The sequence below is a fragment of the Burkholderia sp. IT-111MI5 genome (genome assembly GCF_949752865.1).
Lineage (GTDB): Bacteria > Pseudomonadota > Gammaproteobacteria > Burkholderiales > Burkholderiaceae > Burkholderia > Burkholderia pyrrocinia_C.
Genome location: NZ_CATKIF010000044.1, coordinates 69477 through 90376, shown reverse-complemented (window position 1 = coordinate 90376; position 20900 = coordinate 69477). Strand labels below are relative to the sequence as shown.

The window sequence follows — 20900 nt, the reverse complement described above, 5'->3', positions numbered from 1 at the left end:
GTGGTTACTTGAACGAGCGCAGGTCTTCCTGCAGACGCTCAACGAAGGCATCGACCGGCATCACGCCAAGATCGACGCCGCCACGGGCACGCACGGCTACCGTTTGCGCATCACGCTCCTTATCGCCCACGACGAGGAGATAAGGCACCTTTTCCAGCGTGTGCTCGCGTATTTTATAGCTAATCTTCTCGTTGCGCAAATCCGCCGTCACTCTAACCCCTTGTTTTTGCAACGATTGGGCCAGAGATTGCGCATATTCGACCTGACTTTCGGCGATATTGAGCACAACAGCCTGCATCGGCGCGAGCCAGACCGGCATCGCACCAGCGTGGTGCTCGATCAAAATGCCGAGGAATCGCTCCATCGAACCGACGATCGCACGGTGCAGCATCACGGGCCGGCGACGGCTGTTGTCTTCCGCCACGTACTCGGCGCCGAGGCGTTCCGGCAGCATCATGTCGAGCTGCAGCGTGCCGCACTGCCACGAACGGCCGAGCGCGTCCTTGATGTGGTACTCGATCTTCGGACCGTAGAACGCACCTTCGCCCGGCAGCTCTTCCCACTGGAGGCCGCACGCCGTCAGCGCTTCACGCAGGCCCTGCTCGGCACGATCCCACGTTTCGTCGGAACCCATGCGCTGCTCCGGACGCAGCGACAGCTTGATGTCGATGTGATCGAAGCCGAAATCGCCGTACACGCTCATCGCGAGCTTGTTGAACGCGATCGACTCGGCAATGATCTGGTCTTCCGTACAGAAGATGTGCGCATCGTCCTGCACGAAGCCGCGCACGCGCATCAGGCCGTGCAGCGCGCCCGACGCCTCGTTGCGGTGGCACGAGCCGAATTCCGCGTAACGCAACGGCAGGTCGCGGTACGAACGCAGGCCGTGCTTGAACACCTGGACGTGCCCCGGACAGTTCATCGGCTTGATCGCGTAGTCGCGCTTCTCCGACTCCGTCGTGAACATGTTCTCGCGATAGTTCTGCCAGTGGCCCGACGCTTCCCACAGCGAGCGGTCCATGATCATCGGCGTCTTGATCTCGAGGTAGCCGGCTTCGTTCACGCGGCGGCGCATGTACTGCTCGACCTGCTGCCACAGCGCCCAGCCCTTCGGATGCCAGAACACCATGCCCGGCGACTCTTCCTGCATGTGGAACAGATCGAGCTGCTTGCCGAGCTTGCGGTGGTCGCGCTTTTCCGCTTCCTCGAGCATGTGCAGATACTGATCCTGGTCTTCCTTCTTGGTCCAGGCCGTGCCGTAGATGCGCTGCAGCTGCTCGTTCTTCGAATCGCCGCGCCAGTACGCGCCCGCGACCTTCATCAGCTTGAAGACCTTCAGCTTGCCGGTCGACGGCACGTGCGGGCCGCGGCACAGATCGGTGAAGCCGCCGTGCGAATACAGCTTGATTTCGTCGCTCTGCGGAATCGACTCGATGATCTCGGCCTTGTACTTCTCGCCGAGACTGCGGAAATAACCCGCGGCCTCGTCGCGCGACACGACACGGCGCGTCACGGGCTCGTCCTTCTTCACGAGTTCCTGCATGCGCTTTTCGATCTTTTCCAGATCTTCCGGCGTAAACGGACGGTTATACGAGAAGTCGTAATAGAAGCCGTTGTCGATCACGGGGCCGATCGTCACCTGCGCATCCGGATACAGGTCCTTCACCGCGTATGCGAGCAAGTGCGCCGTCGAGTGACGGATGATGTCGAGGCCGTCGGCATCCTTGTCCGTGACGATGGCGAGCGACGCGTCGCGGTCGATCACCGTGGACGTATCGACGAGTTCGCCGTCGAGCTTGCCACCAAGCGCAGCCTTCGCAAGGCCGGGACCGATCGAGGCTGCAACCTCGGCAACTGTCACCGGATGCTCGTATTGTCGAACTGAGCCGTCAGGCAAGCGTATCGAAACCATACCAATCTCCGTGATGCCGACAGTGGGCGGCAGACCAGGCACGCGATGTAAAAGTCACGCGCGGAATTTTCGCGACAAAAAAAATGCGGCCCCGCTTTCGAGGGGCCGCATTCGATACTTCACTCAAACTGAAAGGGCGAAAACGTTCCTCGACTAGCGTCGCTCCGAAGTGGTTTCGGTCAACGTTCGCGGTGTCATAACCGTATTCGCCTTGTTCGCGTTGAGCTATTTACTGCATCGAACACCCGGAGACCGGGCATTCTCAATTCGTTGGTAGGCTCGATTGGACTCGAACCAACGACCCCCACCATGTCAAGGTGGTGCTCTAACCAGCTGAGCTACGAGCCTAGAGAAGCTGAAATTATATGGAGCTGCTATCGGTTTGGCAAGCGTTTTTATGCAGTCGCAGCAAAATAACGGTGTTCCAACCCCATCATGCCTTGCGACCGGCCCGCACCACGCCCTGCACCTCACCGAGCAGCGTACAGGCGCGCTGGACTTGCGCCGAGTTCGACACCTCGACCGTGAACTGCATGAATGCCGCATTGCGGCGACTCTGCGTCTTCACGCCCACCACGTTGATCTTTTCGCGTGCGAACACTTCGGAGATGTCGCGCAACAATCCTTGCCGGTCGCTCGCCTCGATCATCAGGTCGACCGGATAGACGGATGCGCCGCGCCCGCCCAGCACGTCGGCCGACCAGGTCGTCTGCAGCACGCGTTCCGGCGCGCGCTCGACCATCCGGCGAAACGTCGGGCAGTCGCTCCGATGGATCGACATCCCCTTGCCGCGCGTGACGAAGCCGCTGATCGGATCGGGCGGTGCCGGCCGGCAGCAACGCGCGAGCTGGGTCAGCAGCGCGTCGACGCCCACCACCAGAACGCCGGTCGACGCACCGTGCGCAACGCTCGCGCCGCTGCTGCGCTTTTCGAAATCGGCAGGCGCCTCGGGCGCAGGTTCAGGCGGCGGCGCATCGGACAGCGCGTGCTCGACATTGCGCAGGCTGAATTCTTCCTTGCCGACGACCGAGAACAACTCCTCGGGCGACTTGAAGCCGAGCTTCGCGGCGAGGTTGTCCAGGTTGACCGACGTCTTGCCCTCGCGCTGCAGCGTCTTTTCGACGAGCGCCCGGCCATGCGCAACATTTTCTTCCTGCTCGATCGAGTTGAACCACGCCCGCACCTTCTGGCGCGCGCGCGAGCTCTTCAGGTAACCGAGCTGCAGGTTCAGCCAGTCGCGCGACGGCCCGCCCTCCTTCACCGCGACGATCTCGACCGTCTGGCCGTTCGCGAGCGGCGTGTTCAGCGGCACCATCACGCCGTCGACGCGCGCGCCGCGGCAACGATGACCGAGCTCGCTGTGCAGGTGGTACGCGAAATCGACCGGCGTCGCGCCCTGCGGCAGCGCGATCACGCGCGCCTGCGGCGTCAGCACGTAGATGTGGTCGTCGTCGAGCGACGTCTCGCGCAATTGCGCCCACGCCTGGTCGCCCGATACCCCCGGGCCGTCCTCGACATCGTCCTTCCATGCGAGCAACTGACGCAGCCACGCGATCTTCTCGTCGTACTTGTCGCTCGCCGAGAACTGGCCGCCGTAGCCGCGCGCGCCGGCCTCCTTGTAGCGCCAGTGCGCGGCGACGCCGTACTCCGCGAAGCGGTGCATCTCCTGCGTGCGGATCTGCACTTCGAACGCACGGCCGTCGTCGCCGATCACGACCGTATGCAGCGACTTGTAGCCGTTCGGCTTCGGCCGCGAGATGTAGTCGTCGAACTCCTTCGGCACCGGCTGCCACAGGTGATGCACGATGCCGAGCACCGCGTAGCAATCCTTGATGTCGGGCACGATCACGCGAAACGCGCGCACGTCGTACAGCTCGGCGAAATCGAGCTCCTTGCCGCGCATCTTGCGCCAGATGCTGTAGATATGCTTCGGCCGGCCGCTCACGTCGGCCTGGATGTGCGCGTCCGCCAGCTCGTGCTGCAGCCGACCGATCGCCTGCGTGACGTACGCCTCGCGTTCGATGCGCTTCTCGTCGAGCAGCTTCGCGATCCGCTTGTAGGTGACGGGATCCTCGAAGCGGAACGCGAGATCCTCGAGCTCCCACTTCAGTTGCCAGATCCCGAGGCGGTTCGCGAGCGGCGCATAGATCTCGAGCGTCTCGCGCGCGACGTCGGGCGGCGGGTCGATCTTCGCGGCCGCGTAGTAGCGCAGCGACTGCAACCGCGACGCGAGCCGGATCAGCACCACGCGGATGTCCTGCGCAAACGCGAGCAGCATCTTGCGCAGCGCCTCGATCTGCGTGCGCCGCTCTTCCGCCGCGTCGCGCCCGGCGTCGGGCACCGCGTTCTGCGCGGCGCGCAGGCTGACGGTGCCGAGCCGCAACAGCTTGCGCACGTCCGACACGAGCCGCGCCACTTCGTCGCCGAAACGTTCGGTGAGCTCGCGCTCCGGGTCGTTCAGGTGCGGCGTCAGTACGAACAGTGCGGCGGCCTGCATCGCGGACGGATCGACGTTCAGCGTGCGCATGATCGACGCCGTGCCCGCCGAGTGATCGGCGAGCAGTTCGCCGGACGACAGCCGTGCGTCGCCGGCCCGCTCGCGCACGAACGCGAGCACGTCGTCGAACGACGGTGCCGCGACGGGGGAAGTGGAAACGGACTCGGTCATTGCACGGCCTGACGGAATGCGGTCATCGTCGGTTAATGCTCAACTCAACTCAGCGCGGCTCAGCTCCGCTGCGCGGCGACGACCACGATCTCGACGAGCAGCGCCGGATCCGCGAGCTTCGCCTCGACGGTGGCGCGCGGCGGCGTGTTGCCCTGCGCGACCCATGCGTCCCACTCCGCATTCATGCCTTCGAAGTTCGCCAGATCCGAGATGTAGATCTGCACCGACAGCAGATGCGCCTTGTCGCTGTTCGCTTCGGCGAGCAGGCGGTCGATGTGGCCGAGCACTTCGCGCGTCTGGCCCCTGATGTCCTGCGCGGTGTCTTCGGCGATCTGGCCGGCCAGATACACGGTACCGTTGTGGATCGCGGTTTCGGAGAGACGGGCCCCGACGTGATGACGAATGACTGCCATGGAATGTTCCGGTCTTGAGTGGGTGAAGAATCGGACGACGGCACGGCCCGCGTGCCGCCGAACCGCATATTATGACGCGTTTATGCGTCGCCTTCGACGAAAAACCGCCGCGCGAGCGCAATCTGGTCGGCGCCGATGAACGCCGGCGCGTGGCCCGCACCCGGAATCTCGACCTGCGTCACATGCCGGCCGCGACGCACCATGTCGGCCACCGTCTCGCGCGACAGCAGGTCGGACGTCTCGCCGCGCACGACGAGCAGCGACGCGTCCGTCGTCTCGATGGCGTGCCACAGTGCGGCCTCGCCGAGCGCGGCCAGTTCGGGCGTCGTCGCCTTGAACGGCTCGGCGATGCGCGGATCGTAGCGCATCGTCCAGCCGCCTTCGGGCAGTTCGCGCAGCAGCGGCCCGTTGAGCTCGCGCCACTCGTCGGCGGTCAGCGCGCCGAACGGCAGCGACAACGACGTCAGATAGTCGACACCCTCCTGTTCGGTCGCAAAGCGCGGCTGCACGCCGAGATACTCGCCGATGCGCGTCAGCGAATCGGGTTCGATGCGCGGGCCGACGTCGTTGACGATCATCCGCCGCAGCGGCGAACCGGGCAGCCCCGCGAACGCGATGCCGATCAGGCCGCCCATCGACGTGCCGAACCAGTCGACCGATTCGACGTCGAGCCGCGCGATCAGCGTCACCATGTCGGCCACGTATTGCGGGATCGCATAGAGCCGCGGATCGGCGAGCCAGTCGGACCGGCCGCGCCCGACGACATCGGGGCAAACGACGCGATAGGTATCGGACAGCGCGGCGGCGAGCCTGTCGAAATCGCGCCCGGAACGGGTCAGGCCATGCACGCAGACCAGCACGCGCGGATTGGCGGGGTCGCCCCATTCGGTATAGGCGACGTGATGAAGGCCGGCAGCGCTCGCACACTGCACGCGCCGCTGGCGAGGAACCGGGGGATTCGCTTGGGTCGTTGGCATCGTTGGCATCCTGTCGAACGGGGGCGCGCAGCGAGGCAACGCTGGTGCGGCCCAATGCAGACGATTGTAAACCGCTTCGGTCGCGCGGCGCGGCCCGACACGGTCCGCCGCCGGCCATCCGTGCCGCGGAATGCTGCGCGCGTGATGTTCGCCGGGCGCCCTCTTTCGACGAAACGATCCGCACAATCGCGCGCAACGTCAGCTCTCGTCCCAGTGCCACGCCGCCTGCAAGCGCTCGCGCATGAAGTCGACGAACGTCCGCACGCGCAACGCGAGATGCCGCCCGCCCGGATAGACCGCATGCAGCGGCGCCGCCGGCGCCGCATACGCAGGCAGCACCCGCACGAGCCGGCCCGCCTCGAGATCGGACGCGACGTCCCAGATCGACTTCAACGCAATGCCCGCGCCGTCGAGCGCAAGCATGCGCGCCGCGCCCCCGTCGTTGGTCAGCACCGCCGCCGCGACCTCGACCGCGATCGGGCCGTCCAAGCCATCGAACCGCCATTCCGCCTGCAGTTGCTCGCCCATCACGATGCAACGGTGCGCACGCAGCTCGCCGGGATGCACCGGTAAGCCGCATTCGGCCACGTATGCCGGCGACGCGCACAGCACGCGGCGGTTCGGCGCCAGTTCCCGCGCGATCATCGACGAATCGGCGAGACTGCCGATCCGCACCGCGACGTCGATCTCGTGCGCGAGCAGATCGACGACCGTGTCGGTCAGAATCAGTTGCACGCACACCTGCGGATGCCGGCGCCGGAACTCGGCGACGAGCGGCGCGATCCGCAGGCGCCCGATGTCGCCCGGCGCAGTCACGCGCAGCAGGCCGCTCACCGTGCCGCGACGATCCTGCATCAGCGTTTCCGCCAGGTCGACTTCGGCGAGGATGCGCAGCACCTGTGCATGGAACAACGCGCCCTCGTCGGTCAGCGTCTGCCGGCGAGTCGTCCGGTGCAGCAGGCGCACGCCGAGCCGTGCCTCCAGGTGCGCAAGCCGTTTGCTGATTACCGACAGCGACAAGTCCTGCTCCCGCGCCGCCGCCGACAGGCTGCCCGCCGCGACGACGATCGAGAAGGTTTCCAGCGCGGGCAGGTCGTCGATCAGCATTCGAGCATCCTCAAGCCGCCACCCTTTCCTTTTTTCGAACAATCCATTCGCTTCCCCTCGGTATTTATATCGAATTCGGAAACCTACCATGACGTCACTGCGCCATCCAGGCGCACCATCATGAAAAAGGAGAATCCGATGTCTGCGTTGCAACGATTCCTGCGCCGCTCGATTGCCGGCACGCTCGCGACGACGTTTGCCGCAGTCGCGCTACCGCCCGTCACCGCCAATGCGGCCGACCTCGCGGCTCCGCTGCACCTGACGGTCGCGGCCGGACTGCCTGCCGCGCAGGCGAACGACCAGATCCTTGCGGCGCGCCGCTACGCCACGTTCTGGGACACCGGAGACGAGACGCTTGCGCGCGCGGCACTCGCTGCCGACTTCACGGATCGCACGCTGCCGGCCGGACGCGCCCAGGGCCTGCCGGGGCCGCTCGCGGCATCACGAACGATGCGCGCGGCGATTCCCGACCTGCATTGCGAGATCGAGCAGATGATCGTCGCCGGCGATCGCGTCGTCGTCCACCTGCGGTTTCGCGGGCATTTCACCGCGGTCTTCGGTAACACGACCGGTCATGGACAGGCAGTCGATTTCATCGCGACCGACATCTACCGGATCGCGGCCGGCCGGATCGCCGAGAACTGGCACATCGAAGACAACCTGACACTGATGCGCCAACTCGGCGTCGCAAACTGAGGGCCCGGCCGATGACGAACTACGATCCTTCGATGCGCACGGCCCGCCGCGCGTTCCTCGCACAGGCCGGTGCCGGCGCCGGGCTGGCCGCCGCCGGCGCGGTACTCGGCAGCGCAGCGCGGGGCGCAAGCACCGCAACGGCCGGGTCGCTTGCCGCGCCGACCGCCGCGGACGGCAAGTTCTGGCCGGACGACATCCGCCTGGCGATCTCGATCTCGATGCAATTCGAAGCCGGCGGGCAACCGCCCAAGGGCGCGGACAGCCCCTTCCCGCCAGTCGCGTTTCCACCGTCCGTGCCGGTCGATCTCGCGTCAGCCACCTGGTTCGCATACGGCTACCGGGAAGGGATTCCGCGCCTTCTCGACCTGTGGGACCGCCACGACGTGAAAGTCACGTCGCACATGATCGGGGAAGCCGCGCGCCGCCATCCCGAACTGGCCCGCGAGATCGTCGCGCGCGGCCACGAAGCGGCCGCGCACGGCCCGACCTGGCGCTCGCAGTTCGCAATGAGCCGCGACGACGAGCGACGCTTCCTGACCGAAGCGCGCGACATGGTCGAGGCGGTGACCGGCACGAGGCCGATCGGCTACAACTGCAACTGGTTGCGGCGCGGGCCAAACACGCTGTCGTTGCTGCAGGAACTCGGCTACGTCTATCACATCGACGACGTCAGCCGCGACGAGCCGTTCATCGAGACCGTGAACGGGCACGATTTCGTGGTCGTCCCGTACACGCTGCGCAACAACGACATCCTGCTGATCGAAGGCCGCAATTACTCGCCGACGATGTTCCTGGAGCAGATCAAGCTCGATTTCGACCAGCTCTACGCGGAGGCCGGGCAGCGACGCAGGCTGATGTCGATCAGCGCACACGACCGGATCAGCGGCACGCCGCAGATGGTCCGTGCGTGGGACGAATTCCTGCGCTACGCGCGATCGCATCCGGGTGTCGCGTTCATGCGCAAGGACGAGATCGCGCGTTACGCGCTCGGCAGCGCGGCGACACTGCGCGAAACCGAGACGATCTGACCGGATTTCTTTCTTCTCAACGGAAACGAACCATCATGAACGATTCATTCAATGGCAACGCGGTGCTCGTGGTCGGCGGGAGCTCCGGGATCGGCGCGGCGGCCGCGCAGGCATTCGCGCAACGCGGCGCACGCGTGACGATCGCTTCGCGCGACGCACGCAAGGGCGAGGCGATCGCGGCCGCAATCGGCCGCGGCACGCGCTTCGCACCGCTCGACATCACGCGAACCGACGAAGTCGACGCATTCTGCGCACGCGCCGGCCGGTTCGACCACGTCGTGATTTCCGCCGCCCAAACCGCAACGGGCCCGGTCCGCTCGCTCGCACTCGACGCCGCGCAGGCCGCGATGGACAGCAAGTTCTGGGGCGCGTATCGCATCGCGCGGGCAATCGACATCGTCCCGGGCGGCTCGCTGACGTTCGTGTCGGGGTTTCTCGGCGTGCGACCGAGTGCATCGTCGGTACTGCAGGGCGCCATCAATGCGGCACTCGATGCACTGGCCCGCGGCCTGGCACTCGAACTGGCCCCGGTACGCGTCAACACGGTGTCGCCCGGCCTGATCGCCACGCCGCTGTGGGACAAGCTCGCGACCGACGCGCGCGACGCCATGTTCGCCGGCGCCGCGCAGCGGTTGCCGGCGCGCCGCGTGGGCCGGCCCGAGGATGTCGCAAACGCGATCGTCTATCTGGCTGCGACGCCGTACTCGACCGGTTCGACCGTACTCGTCGACGGCGGCGGCGCAATCGCGTAATACATCGAGAAAGGTCCGTGACACGGGCGCGACCGCCATGAAAACGCGCATTCCCGCGCGCCAAAAGACAGCGCCCCGCATGCATCGAAGCATGCGGGGCGCCGCAGCCGCGCAACAGCGCGCGGCGCCAAGCTCCGTCGGCTTACGCGACCGCGCTCACGTCGAGCGGTGCGCCCGTCTTCGCCTGGATCTCGTCGGCGCTCACGCCGTCGGCGAGCTCGAGGACCTTCAGGCCGGCCGGCGTCACTTCGATCACGCCGAGATCGGTGATGATCAGGTCGACCACGCCGACACCCGTCAGCGGCAGGTTGCATTCGTCGAGAATCTTGTGCTGATCGCCCTTCGCGACGTGCTCCATCAGCACGACGACGCGCTTCACGCCCGCGACGAGGTCCATCGCGCCGCCCATCCCCTTGATCATCTTGCCCGGGATCATCCAGTTCGCGAGGTCGCCCTGCTTGCTGACCTGCATCGCACCGAGGATCGCGAGGTTGATGTGGCCGCCGCGGATCATCGCGAACGAGTCGGCCGACGAGAAGATCGACGAACCCGGCAGCGTCGTGACGGTCTGCTTGCCGGCGTTGATGAGATCGGCATCGACTTCATCCTCGGTCGGCGACGGGCCGATGCCGAGCAGCCCGTTCTCCGACTGCAGCCACACCTCGACGCCTTCCGGCACGTGGTTCGCGACGAGCGTCGGCAGGCCGATGCCGAGGTTCACGTAGAAGCCGTCCTGCAGTTCCTGCGCCGCGCGCGCGGCCATCTGGTCACGATTCCAGGCCATGTCAGTCTCCTTTCGCGCGTACGACGCGTTGTTCGATGCGTTTTTCCGGCGTCGCGTTCAGCACGATGCGCTGCACGAAAATCCCCGGCGTATGAACCTGGTCCGGATCGAGTGTGCCGTTCTCGACGATCTCCTCGACCTCCACCACGGTGATCTTGCCGGCCATCGCGCACATCGGGTTGAAGTTGCGCGCGGTGCGGCGATAGATCAGGTTGCCGGACTTGTCGGCCTTCCACGCCTTCACGAGCGCGACGTCGGCCGTCAGCGACGGCTCGAGCACGTAGTGGCGATCGCCGAACTGGCGCGTTTCCTTGCCTTCCGCGATCACGGTGCCGTAGCCCGTATTCGTGAAGAACGCGGGGATGCCCGCGCCGCCCGCGCGCAGCTTTTCGGCGAGCGTGCCCTGCGGCGTGAATTCGAGCTCGAGTTCGCCGGCCAGGTACTGGCGCTCGAACTCCTTGTTCTCGCCGACGTACGACGAGATCATCTTCTTGATCTGGCGCGTTTCCAGCAGCAGGCCGAGACCGAAACCGTCGACGCCCGCGTTGTTGCTGATGCAGGTGATGCCCTTGACGCCCGAATCGCGCAATGCCGCGATCAGCGCCTCCGGAATCCCGCACAGGCCGAAGCCGCCCACCGCGAAGGTCTGTCCGTCGCGGACGATCCCTTCCAGCGCGGCAGCCGCGCTTGGATAGACTTTGTTCATCTGTTGTCCCTTCCTTTATGGAAACCAGCAAAACCGGTTCACGCGCCCACGTGGGCCGCAAGCCCGCCGCATCATTCTATGCATGCGCGGCGATGCGTGCGTCGAGGCGCGCTGTTTTTATGTCGCGGCGAACTGCCGCGAGATGCCTGAAAGGGTACGATGCGGCGCGGATGCGGCACAATACGCAAAAATACATAAGCGTTTGCCTCCGGTTGCCTGCGCCATGCCCGCTCTCGATTACCAGACTGCCTTCCACCTCGCGCCGCTCGGCCTCGTGATGTCGCGCGACCGCGTAATCGAGGACTGCAACGACGCGCTCGCGTCGATCTTCCGCTGCGCGCGGGCCGACCTGATCGGAAAATCGTACGAGGTGCTCTACCCGTCGACGGACGAATTCCAGCGAATCGGCGAGCGCATCTCGCGCGTGATGGCCGCAAACGGCATCTATTCGGACGACAGAATCATGAAACGGGCCGACGGCGAGCTGTTCTGGTGCCACGTGACGGGCCGCGCGCTCGACCGCACCGCGCCGCTCGCGGACGGCGTCTGGACCTTCGAGGACTTGAGCGCGACGCGCCGCGTCGCGGTCGAACTGACTCCGCGCGAGCGCGAGATCGCCGCGCAACTCGCGACCGGCAAGACCAGCAAGCAGATCGGGCGCGTGCTCGACATCAGTTCGCGCACGGTCGACATCTACCGCGCACGGCTGATGCGCAAGTACGGGACGAACAACACGCCGGAGCTGGTGCAGCGCCTGCTGGGGCAATGAACGGGCAGTGAATGGCGGCGCCCGGATGACAATCGGCCGCGCATGGCGGCCGATTCGGGTAACAAACGGGCATCGCGACTCACCGGCGCGACCGCGCCGGTCTCGCCGTATCGGCGCTCAGACGATTTTCGTCGCGAGCGCGCGCTCGATCGTGTCGCGCAGCAGTTGCGGCAGCGGCACCGACTTGCCGAGCGCGTAATCGACCCACACGCAGCGCGCGTTGCCGCGCGCATAAACGTGCTGCGGATCGTCCGCACGCGTGAGCTCGAAACCGGTGTCGAAGCTGCTTCGGCCGGGTTTCGCGGCCGACATCTTCGCGATCACGTCGCCCGGATAATGCAGTTGCTTGAGGAATTCCATCGACGCCGTGACGATGACGGGCCCCTGCCCCTCGCCGTTGCCGCCGGCGATGCCGAGTTCCTCGAACCACGAGATCCGCGCCTGCTCCATGTAGCGGAAATAGACCGTGTTGTTCACGTGGCCGAACGCGTCCATGTCGCCCCAGCGGATCGGCATCGACATCTCAAAAACGGGTGAGTAATCGCTTGTTGCGCTCATTGCAGTCTTCTTTGTTGCTGAATGTCATCCGCTCAGGCGAGGCCGAAGCCGTCGTCGGCGGAGATGATCGAACCATTGATGAACTGCGACTCGTCGGCCGCGAGCAGCAACAACAGCCCGTCGAGATCCTGCGGCTTGCCGACGCGCCGGCGCGGCAGCATCGACTGCAGCTTCTGGCCCTGCTCGGTTTCCCACAGGTAATGATTGATTTCGGTATCGATATAGCCCGGACAGATCGCGTTGACGTTGATCCCGTGGCGCCCCCATTCGAGTGCCATCGCGCGCGTCATCTGCACGACCGCGGCCTTGCTCATCGCGTACAGCCCGATCTGCGGAAACACGCGCAGGCCGGCCACCGACGCGATGTTGATGATCCGGCACGGCGGCTTGCCGTTACCGTTGCCGTTCGCGCGCATGATCATCCGCTTCGCGACTTCCTGCGCGACGAAAAACGCGCCGCGCGTGTTGGTATCGAACACGAACTCGAAATCGGCCGGCGTCACGTCGACGAGCTTCTGCATCGTCGACACGCCGGAATTGTTCACGAGGATGTCGATCGTGCCGGCTTCCGTCTCCGCGTGCGCGACCGCCGCCTTGATGCTCTGGACGTCGGTGACGTCGAGCGACACGACGTGCGCGGCACCGCCCGCCGCCTCGATCTCCGCGCGCAGTTCCTTCAGGCGCTCCACGCGTCGGCTCGCGAGCACGACCTTCGCGCCGGCCTGCGACAGCACCTGCGCAAAACGCTGCCCGAGGCCGCTCGACGCGCCCGTGACCAGCGCAACCTTGCCTTCCAGATTGATCGATCGACCCATTTGCACATCCCCTTTCGATGTCATTTCGCCAGCCCGGGCAACACGGCCCGGCCGGCATAACCCTAGCACAAAAAATAGAACGATCGTGCTAATCTAGACGCATGCTGTTGCGGCAAGCGTTTCGTTTCGCAGACAATACGCTCCCGAATAAAAGCATTCTAACGGTTAGAGGAACGCCAATGACCCCCGCAAGCCTCATCGAGCAATACGGCCCGCGCGAATCGATGGAATACGACGTCGTGATCGTCGGCGGCGGCCCCGCCGGGCTGTCGGCGGCGATCCGGCTCAAGCAGCTGGCCGCCGAGAAAGGCACCGAGATCGGCGTGTGCGTGCTCGAGAAGGGTTCCGAGATCGGCGCGCACATCCTGTCGGGCGCGGTGATGGACCCGCGCGCGATCACCGAACTGTTCCCCGACTGGAAGGAACAGGGCGCGCCGCTCACCGTCGAGGTGACGGAAGACCGCTTCCTGTTCCTGTCCGAGAAGAGCGCGGTGACGACGCCGAACTGGGCGCTGCCCGAGAACTTCAAGAACCACGGCAATTACGTGATTTCGCTGGGCAACGTCACGCGCTGGCTCGGCACGCAGGCTGAGGCGCTGGGCGTCGAGATCTTCCCGGGCTTCCCGGCCGCGGAGATTCTCTACAACGACGACGGTTCCGTGAAGGGCGTCGCGACCGGCAACATGGGCGTGGGCAAGGACGGCGAGCCGACCGAGAACTTCCAGCTCGGCATGGAGCTGCACGCGAAGTACACGCTGTTCGCCGAAGGCTGCCGCGGCCACCTCGGCCGCCAGCTGATCTCGAAGTTCAAGCTCGACGCGAACGCCGATCCGCAGGCGTACGGGATCGGCATCAAGGAACTGTGGGAAATCGATCCGGCGAAGCACAAGCCGGGCCTCGTGATCCACACGGCCGGCTGGCCGCTGAAGTCGGATACCTACGGCGGCTCGTTCCTGTATCACATGGACAACAACCAGGTCGTGGTCGGCTTCGTGGTCGGCCTCGGCTACACGAACCCGTACCTGTCGCCGTTCGAGGAATTCCAGCGCTACAAGACGCATCCGTCGATCCGCGCGTTCCTGGAAGGCGGCAAGCGCGTGTCGTACGGTGCGCGCGCGATCACCGCGGGCGGCCTGCTGTCGCTGCCGAAGACGGTGTTCCCGGGCGGCGCGCTGATCGGCGACGACGCGGGTTTCCTGAACGCATCGCGGATCAAGGGCAGCCACGCGGCGATCAAGACCGGCATGCTGGCGGCGGACGCCGCGTTCGACGCGGTGCAGGCCGGCCGTCAGTCGGACGAACTCAACGCGTACCCTGACGCCTTCAAGCAGTCGTGGCTGTACACGGAGCTGTACCGCGCGCGCAACTTCAAGCAGTGGATGGCGAAGGGGCTGTATCTCGGCACGCTGATGGTCGGGCTCGAGCAGAAGGTGATGGGCGGCAACGTGCCGTGGACGCTGCATCACCAGCACGCAGACCACGAGACGCTGAAGCCGGCGTCGCAGTGCGAGCCGATCGAGTATCCGAAGCCGGACGGCAAGCTGACGTTCGACCGTCTGTCGTCGGTGTTCATCTCGAACACGAACCACGAGGAGAACCAGCCGGCGCACCTGACGCTGAAGGATGCGAGCGTGCCGGTGAACGTGAACCTGCGCACGTACGCGGGGCCGGAGGGGCGCTTCTGCCCGGCGGCAGTGTACGAGTTCGTGAAGAACGACGACGGCAGCGATCGGCTGGTGATCAACGCGCAGAACTGCGTGCACTGCAAGACCTGCGACATCAAGGACCCGACGCAGAACATCGTGTGGGTCACGCCCGAAGGCGGCGGCGGGCCGAATTATCCGAACATGTAACTTGCCGGAACGCGCCGCCACGAGCGGCGCGTTTTTTTGGGCCGCTGCACACTGCTGCAAACGAAACGGGGCGCTGCATCACGCAGCGCCCCGTTTGCATTCGTCGCTCGACGGTCGAGACGAGGCGCACCGCGCCCCGCCCGCTTGCGTCAGGTCGCACTGCCCGCGATCTTCGGCGTCGTCGTCTCGACGTCGCCGCACTGCGCGCGATGGCGCAGCGCATGGTCGATCAGCACCAGTGCGAGCATCGACTCGGCGATCGGCGTCGCGCGGATGCCGACGCACGGATCGTGGCGACCGAAGGTTTCCACCGTAGCCTCCTCGCCGGCCTTCGTGATCGAGCGGCGCGGCGTGCGAATGCTCGACGTCGGCTTGATCGCGATCGACACGGTGATGTCCTGTCCCGTCGAGATCCCGCCGAGCACGCCGCCCGCATGGTTGCCGACGAAGCCGCCCGGCGTCAGCTCGTCGCCGTGCACGGAGCCGCGTTGCGCGACGCTGTCGAAGCCCGCGCCGATCTCGACGCCCTTCACCGCGTTGATGCTCATCATCGCCTTCGCGATGTCCGCATCGAGACGGTCGAACACGGGTTCGCCCCAGCCGACCGGTACGCCCGACGCGACGACGTCGATGCGCGCGCCGATCGAATCGCCATCCTTGCGCAGCGCATCCATGTAGGCCTCGAGCTCGGGAACGACCGCCGCGTTCGGCGAGAAGAACGGATTCTCGCGCACGTGCGACCAGTCGACGAACGGCACGTCGATCTCGCCGAGGCCGCTCATGTAGCCGCGCACCTCGACACCGAAGCGCTCGCGCAGCCACTTCTTCGCGACCGCGCCCGCGCCGACGATCGGCGCGGTCAGGCGTGCAGACGAGCGGCCGCCGCCGCGGTAGTCGCGGATGCCGTACTTCTGCCAGTACGTGTAATCGGCATGGCCGGGACGGAACGTCTCGACGATGTTGCCGTAGTCCTTGCTGCGCTGGTCGGTATTACGGATCAGCAGCGCGATCGGCGTGCCGGTCGTCACGCCTTCGAACACCCCCGACAGGATCTCGACCTCGTCGGCCTCCTGCCGTTGCGTCACGTGCCGCGACGTGCCGGGCTTGCGGCGATCGAGCTCGACCTGGATGTCGGCTTCGGTCAGCCCCATCCCCGGCGGGCAGCCGTCGATCACGCAGCCGATCGCGGGACCGTGCGATTCGCCGAAGGTCGTGACAGTGAAAAGCGTGCCGAGGGTATTGCCGGACATGATGGAACCGCCCAAAGAGAAATGGGCAAACCGATGCGCCGCCCGGGCCGCAGGCAGGTCGATCGTTTGCCGGTCGAGAAAAAGAGGTAAGCCGCTATTATGCCAGCCGTCCCGACAGAGCGTGCCGCATGAGACGCAGGCCGGGCGCACGGTACGTGCACGCGCAGCCCCGTCGGTGCGGCCGGAAGCCCGTTCCGGCCCGCTTCCAGGCGAAATACTCGCCCGGCGCGATACCGGCGGGCACCCCGCCCGCCTACTTCCGAGCGCCGCGCAGCTCGGTCACCGCGGCCTGCAGCGATTCGGGCGTCGCGACCGACGCCGGAATCGGCTCGCCGACCGCCAGCGTCAGCCGGCTCATCACGCCGCGCTTGATGGGCCGCGGCATCCGCGCATCGGAATGCCGCGAAAAATAGCTGCCCCACAATCCGCGCAATGCCATCGGAATCACCGGCGCCGGCGTGCGGCTCAGGATCTCGGTGATGCCGTGATGGAACGTGTTGATGTCGCCCGTCTTCGTCAGCTTGCCCTCGGGGAAGATACACACGAGTTCGCCGTCCTTCAGCGCGGCCTCGCACGCGTCGTACGCGCGCGCGAGCATCCCGGGGTCCTCGTGGCGCGGCGCGATCGGGATCGCCTTCGCATGCCGGAACACCCAGCTCGCGAAGCGCGTCTTGAAGATCCGGTGATCCATCACGAAACGGATCGGGCGCGGGCTCGCGGCGGCCAGCACGAGCGCATCGACATAGCTGACATGGTTGCAGACGAGCACGGCCGCACCCTCCGCCGGAATCCGCTCCGCGTGCACGAGGCGAATCCGGTAGAAGGTGTGCACGAGCACCCACGCGACGAAGCGCAGCAGGAACTCGGGCACGAGCAGGTAGATATACGCCGCGACGATGACGTTCAGCAGCGCGGTGACGAGGAACAGGCCCGGGATGCCGACGCCGGCCTTGGTCAGCCCCATCGCCATCACGGCCGACAGGATCATGAACAGCGCGTTCAGGATGTTGTTCGCGGCGATGATCCGCGCACGGTGCGTCGGTGCGCTGCGGCTCTGGATCAGCGCGTACAGCGGCACGCTGTAGAAGCCGCCGAACATCGCGAGCAGGAACAGGTCGGCGAGGATGCGCCAGTGGCGCGCGCCGGCCAGGAATTCGCCGACCGACAGCAGGTGGCCGGGCGACGGCAGCGCGTGGCTCGCGAAATACAATTCGATCGCGAACACGCTGATGCCGATCGAGCCGAGCGGCACGAGGCCGATCTCGACGCGCCGCTGCGACAGGCGCTCGCACAGCAGCGAACCGAGGCCGATGCCGACCGAGAACGTCGCGAGCAGGATCGTGACGACGTCGGGGCTCGCGGACAGCACGTCCTTCGCGAAATTGAAGAACGACGTGAGGAACGTCGCGCCGACGAACCACAGCCACGAGATGCCGAGCAGGCTCAGGAACACGGTGCGGTTCTGCCGCGCGAGCCCGAGGTTGCGCCAGGTCTCGCTGAACGGATTCCAGTTGATCGCGAGATCGGGCTGCGGCGCCGGCGTGGACGGCACGCGCTGCGAGACGAGCCGCCCCGCGATCGCGATGACGACGACGCTCACCGCGAGCACGCGCTCGCCGCTGCCCTCGATGCCAGCGGCCGCGCCGCCGATGATCGTGCCGATCAGGATCGCGATGAACGTGCCCATCTCGACGAGACCGTTGCCGCCGACCAGTTCGTGCTCGCCGAGATGTTGCGGCAGGTACGAATACTTGACGGGCCCGAACAGCGTCGAGTGCATCCCCATCATGAACGTGCACAGATACAGCAGGGCCGCGCTGTGCGTGACGAAGCCGGCCGCGCCGACCAGCATCAGCACGATCTCGAAGGTCTTCACGAAGCGCGTGAGGGTCGCCTTGTCGTACTTGTCGGCGATCTGGCCGGACGTCGCCGAGAACAGCACGAACGGCAGGATGAAGATCGCGGAAATCAGGAATGCGGCGGTCTTCGCGTCGACGCCGGAGAACCGTGCTGTGTGATAGGTGACGAGCGACGTGAAGCCGATCTTGAAGACGTTGTCGTTCAGCGCGCCGAGGAACTGGGTCGTGAAGAACGGTGCGAAACGGCGCTCGCGCAGCAGGTCGAACTGCGATGCGTGGGCGCGCCGTTCGTCGCGCCGCCCCGAAGTGGCTTGCGTTTGATCGCTCATGCGGAATACGCGCGCGTCGTCTTGGCGAAGCTGCGCGGGCCTTGTCGTGTTGTCGTTGAAAAAACGGCGGCGCAGGACAAACCTGCGCCGCCGCGTGCCGGATGGCGACGCCCGCGCGTCAGGGCGCCGGGCGCGGCGTGGTTCACGGCTTGTGCGCTTCGGCTTCCGATTCCGGCCAGTCGCGGATGTACGCCTTCAGCATCCGGTTCTCGAAGCTCTGTGCCTCGACGACCGTCTTCGCGACGTCGTAGAACGAAATGACGCCCATCAGCACCTTCTTGTCGAGCACGGGCATGTAGCGCGCGTGGCGCTCGAGCATCATCCGGCGCACTTCGTTGACGTCCGTTTCCGGCGTGCACGTGAGCGGCTCGTCCATCACCTTGCGCACCTGCACGTCGCCGATCGCACCGCCGTTGACGTGCAGGCGCAGGATGATCTCGCGGAACGTCAGCATCCCGACGAGATCGCCGTACTCCATCACGACGAGCGAACCGATGTCGTGCTCGGCCATCGTATCGACCGCTTCGCGCAGCGGCTTATCGGGCGTCACCGTAAACAGCGTGTTGCCCTTCACTTTCAGAATATCGCTGACGCGCATCGTAGTCCCCTCATGCTTGAATGCAAAACCTCTTTCGATCCTATCGGAAAGCCTGTCAAAAGGAAAGCACGGGCCGGCGCGGCAGGCCGCCCCCGCTTGCGGACACCGGCCGCCGGCCGCACAATGGCCGCATGAACAGCGGCCCGAGGAGACGGCCATGGCGCATACGCATTCGGAGCAATTCGCCAGCTTCGCTGATTTCTACCCGTATTACCTGAACGAGCACCAGAACCTGACGTCGCGGCGGCTGCACTTCATCGGCTCGCTCGGCGTGATCGGCTGCGTCGCGATGGCGATCGCGACAGGCCACTGGTTGTGGCTGCCGGCAGCTGTCGTCTGCGGCTACGGGTTCGCGTGGGTCGGACACTTCTTCTTCGAGAAGAATCGTCCGGCCACGTTCCGGCACCCGATCTACAGCCTGATGGGCGACTGGGTGATGTTCAAGGACATCTGCATCGGCAAGATTTCACTGTAGCCGCCGGCCCCGCACTCACGCGGGCCGCGGCGGCCGTGCGTGCGGGTCGGACACGCCGTCCGGCGCCTGCCCCGGGATACCCGTCGGCTGTGCGCCCGCGAGCCGGTGCGCGGCGATCAGCGACGCGAGCGACACGTCGAACCGCTCGTTCGACAGCACCTCGAGCAGCGCCGCGCCGTCGACATGGCTGCGCCGCCGCTGCAACTGGTAGGTCAGCTCCGTGCGGTCGATCACCAGCACGTCGAACAGTTGCGCCAGGGTCAGCTGCTCCGGGTTCGCCAGCAGGACATAGCGCGGCGCGGCATCGCCGCCGTCCAGCCGCGCGACCCATTCGCGTTCCTCCATGGTCGTCAGCAGCCGTTGCGCGGTTTCCATGTCGCAGCGCAGCATCGCCGCGAGCCGCAGCGCCGCGTACCCGGGCTTGCCGGCCGCGCGCGCCTCGGCAAGCCGCGCGAGCAGTTCGAGCGCATCGAGCAGGTCGCTGCCCGGATAGTGGATGCGATGGAACTGGCCGACGCGGATCGCCGGCAGCGCGGAGGTCACCATCGCACCGAGCAGCGCGACGAACCAGCTGAGATACACCCACAGCAGGAACACCGGCAGCGCCGCGAATGCGCCGTACACGGCCGTATAGGTCGGAATGCGCCGCACGTAGTAGCCGAAGCCGCGCTTCGCGAGTTCGAACGCGACGGCCGCGAACAGCCCGCCGATCACCGCGTCGCGCCACGCGACCGTGCAGTTCGGCAGGTACACGTACAGCAGCGTGAACGCGAGCACCGTCAGCGGCAGCGACGCGAGCGCGAGCAGCCACTCGACGATCGACGTCGACGGCGCGGCGCCGGTGAACGCCAGCGACTGCGTGAACAGGTACGACGAGATCGACAGGCTCACGCCGAACAGCAAGGGCCCAAGCGTGATCAGCGCCCAGTACGCGAGCACGCGCTGCGCGAACGGCCGCGGCTTGCGCACCCGCCAGATCAGGTTGAACGCCGATTCGATGGTCATCATCGTCATCACCGACGTGACGACGAGCACGATCAGGCCGGCCGTCGTCAGCCCCTTGGCCTTCGACGCGAACTGGTTCAGGTACTTGAAGATCTGGATGTTGAACTGCGCGGGCATCAGGTGATCCGCGAGGAACCCCTGCAGCGACAGCTGGAACGACGCGAACATCGGGAACGCGGTGAACAGCGCGAACGCGACCGTCACGAGCGGCACGAGCGCCAGCATCGTCGTGAACGTGAGGCTGCCCGCCACTTGCGGAATGCGATCCTCGGCGCTGCGCCGGGCCGCGAACTGCGCGAGGCGCTTGATGGTGTCGAGATCGACGTTCAACTTCGGCAAACGGCTT

The 20900-nt window shown here is 66.0% G+C and carries 19 protein-coding genes and 1 tRNA gene; 6 read left to right on the top strand and 14 right to left on the bottom strand.

Going from position 1 to position 20900, the window contains the following annotated elements; translation table 11 throughout:
* Positions 1-4 precede the first annotated feature (4 nt).
* From thrS to ACM6JT_RS25050, 6 genes are all read right to left on the bottom strand, one after another.
* Entirely contained in the window at positions 5-1912 is a 1908-nt protein-coding gene (gene thrS, locus ACM6JT_RS25075; protein ID WP_105390704.1) for a threonine--tRNA ligase, read from the bottom strand.
* 271 nt (positions 1913-2183) lie between these two features.
* Positions 2184-2260: transfer RNA gene (locus ACM6JT_RS25070), tRNA-Val, on the bottom strand.
* 85 nt (positions 2261-2345) lie between these two features.
* Positions 2346-4580: a RelA/SpoT family protein gene (locus ACM6JT_RS25065; RefSeq protein ID WP_034184010.1), complete on the bottom strand. Its 2235-nt coding sequence runs from the start codon at positions 4578-4580 to the stop codon at positions 2346-2348.
* A gap of 59 nt (positions 4581-4639) precedes the next feature.
* Positions 4640-4993: a RidA family protein gene (locus ACM6JT_RS25060; protein WP_034184009.1), complete on the bottom strand. Its 354-nt coding sequence runs from the start codon at positions 4991-4993 to the stop codon at positions 4640-4642.
* Positions 4994-5073: 80 nt separating this feature from the next.
* Positions 5074-5970, bottom strand: a complete 897-nt coding sequence (locus ACM6JT_RS25055; RefSeq protein ID WP_034184008.1) for an alpha/beta fold hydrolase — start codon at positions 5968-5970, stop codon at positions 5074-5076.
* Positions 5971-6168: 198 nt separating this feature from the next.
* Complete coding sequence (locus ACM6JT_RS25050; protein WP_034184007.1) at positions 6169-7077, bottom strand: LysR family transcriptional regulator; 909 nt, start codon at positions 7075-7077, stop codon at positions 6169-6171.
* 138 nt (positions 7078-7215) lie between these two features.
* Here ACM6JT_RS25050 and ACM6JT_RS25045 point away from each other — a divergent pair, with 138 nt between their 5' ends.
* From ACM6JT_RS25045 to ACM6JT_RS25035, 3 genes are read left to right on the top strand one after another with little or no spacing between them, the layout of a single operon-like run.
* The gene (locus tag ACM6JT_RS25045) at positions 7216-7773 is read left to right on the top strand and encodes an ester cyclase (protein ID WP_105390711.1); all 558 of its coding nucleotides are present in this window, start codon (positions 7216-7218) and stop codon (positions 7771-7773) included.
* 32 nt (positions 7774-7805) lie between these two features.
* The gene (locus ACM6JT_RS25040; protein ID WP_414857530.1) at positions 7806-8801 is read left to right on the top strand and encodes a polysaccharide deacetylase family protein; all 996 of its coding nucleotides are present in this window, start codon (positions 7806-7808) and stop codon (positions 8799-8801) included.
* A 35-nt stretch (positions 8802-8836) separates the two neighbouring features.
* Positions 8837-9553, top strand: coding sequence for an SDR family oxidoreductase (locus ACM6JT_RS25035; protein WP_034184005.1), 717 nt, complete (start codon positions 8837-8839; stop codon positions 9551-9553).
* Between the two features lie 142 nt (positions 9554-9695).
* On the opposite strand, the gene ACM6JT_RS25030 is transcribed toward ACM6JT_RS25035, so the two are convergent.
* A complete protein-coding gene (locus ACM6JT_RS25030; RefSeq protein ID WP_034184004.1) occupies positions 9696-10337 on the bottom strand; it encodes a CoA transferase subunit B in 642 nt (213 codons plus the stop codon).
* Between the two features lies 1 nt (position 10338).
* Entirely contained in the window at positions 10339-11043 is a 705-nt protein-coding gene (locus ACM6JT_RS25025; RefSeq protein ID WP_034184003.1) for a CoA transferase subunit A, read from the bottom strand.
* 223 nt (positions 11044-11266) lie between these two features.
* On the opposite strand from ACM6JT_RS25025, the gene ACM6JT_RS25020 reads away from it, so the two are divergent.
* Complete coding sequence (locus ACM6JT_RS25020; protein ID WP_034184002.1) at positions 11267-11812, top strand: PAS and helix-turn-helix domain-containing protein; 546 nt, start codon at positions 11267-11269, stop codon at positions 11810-11812.
* 117 nt (positions 11813-11929) lie between these two features.
* Here ACM6JT_RS25020 and ACM6JT_RS25015 read toward each other — a convergent pair whose 3' ends face one another.
* On the bottom strand, positions 11930-12370 hold the full coding sequence (locus ACM6JT_RS25015; protein WP_034184001.1) for an acyl-CoA thioesterase: 441 nt from the start codon (positions 12368-12370) through the stop codon (positions 11930-11932).
* A gap of 32 nt (positions 12371-12402) precedes the next feature.
* Positions 12403-13185 carry an SDR family oxidoreductase gene (locus ACM6JT_RS25010; RefSeq protein WP_034184000.1) on the bottom strand — a complete coding sequence of 261 codons (783 nt, stop codon included), beginning with the start codon at positions 13183-13185 and terminating at the stop codon, positions 12403-12405.
* Between the two features lie 179 nt (positions 13186-13364).
* Between ACM6JT_RS25010 and ACM6JT_RS25005 the strand changes: the two genes are divergently transcribed.
* The gene (locus tag ACM6JT_RS25005) at positions 13365-15038 is read left to right on the top strand and encodes an electron transfer flavoprotein-ubiquinone oxidoreductase (protein WP_414857529.1); all 1674 of its coding nucleotides are present in this window, start codon (positions 13365-13367) and stop codon (positions 15036-15038) included.
* Between the two features lie 149 nt (positions 15039-15187).
* Here the strand turns inward: ACM6JT_RS25005 and aroC are convergent, their stop codons facing one another.
* The 3 genes from aroC to ACM6JT_RS24990 form a co-directional block, all read right to left on the bottom strand.
* The gene (gene aroC / locus ACM6JT_RS25000; RefSeq protein ID WP_034183402.1) at positions 15188-16288 is read right to left on the bottom strand and encodes a chorismate synthase; all 1101 of its coding nucleotides are present in this window, start codon (positions 16286-16288) and stop codon (positions 15188-15190) included.
* A gap of 253 nt (positions 16289-16541) precedes the next feature.
* Positions 16542-18476 (bottom strand): MFS transporter, encoded by a 1935-nt coding sequence (locus tag ACM6JT_RS24995; RefSeq protein WP_217590434.1) that lies wholly within the window; start codon positions 18474-18476, stop codon positions 16542-16544.
* A gap of 142 nt (positions 18477-18618) precedes the next feature.
* A complete protein-coding gene (locus ACM6JT_RS24990) occupies positions 18619-19074 on the bottom strand; it encodes a CBS domain-containing protein (RefSeq protein WP_006488504.1) in 456 nt (151 codons plus the stop codon).
* A 157-nt stretch (positions 19075-19231) separates the two neighbouring features.
* Here ACM6JT_RS24990 and ACM6JT_RS24985 point away from each other — a divergent pair, with 157 nt between their 5' ends.
* Positions 19232-19549 carry an Mpo1-like protein gene (locus ACM6JT_RS24985; RefSeq protein ID WP_034183400.1) on the top strand — a complete coding sequence of 106 codons (318 nt, stop codon included), beginning with the start codon at positions 19232-19234 and terminating at the stop codon, positions 19547-19549.
* Between the two features lie 15 nt (positions 19550-19564).
* Here ACM6JT_RS24985 and ACM6JT_RS24980 read toward each other — a convergent pair whose 3' ends face one another.
* The gene (locus ACM6JT_RS24980) at positions 19565-20893 is read right to left on the bottom strand and encodes a YihY family inner membrane protein (RefSeq protein ID WP_414857528.1); all 1329 of its coding nucleotides are present in this window, start codon (positions 20891-20893) and stop codon (positions 19565-19567) included.
* Positions 20894-20900: the final 7 nt, after the last annotated feature.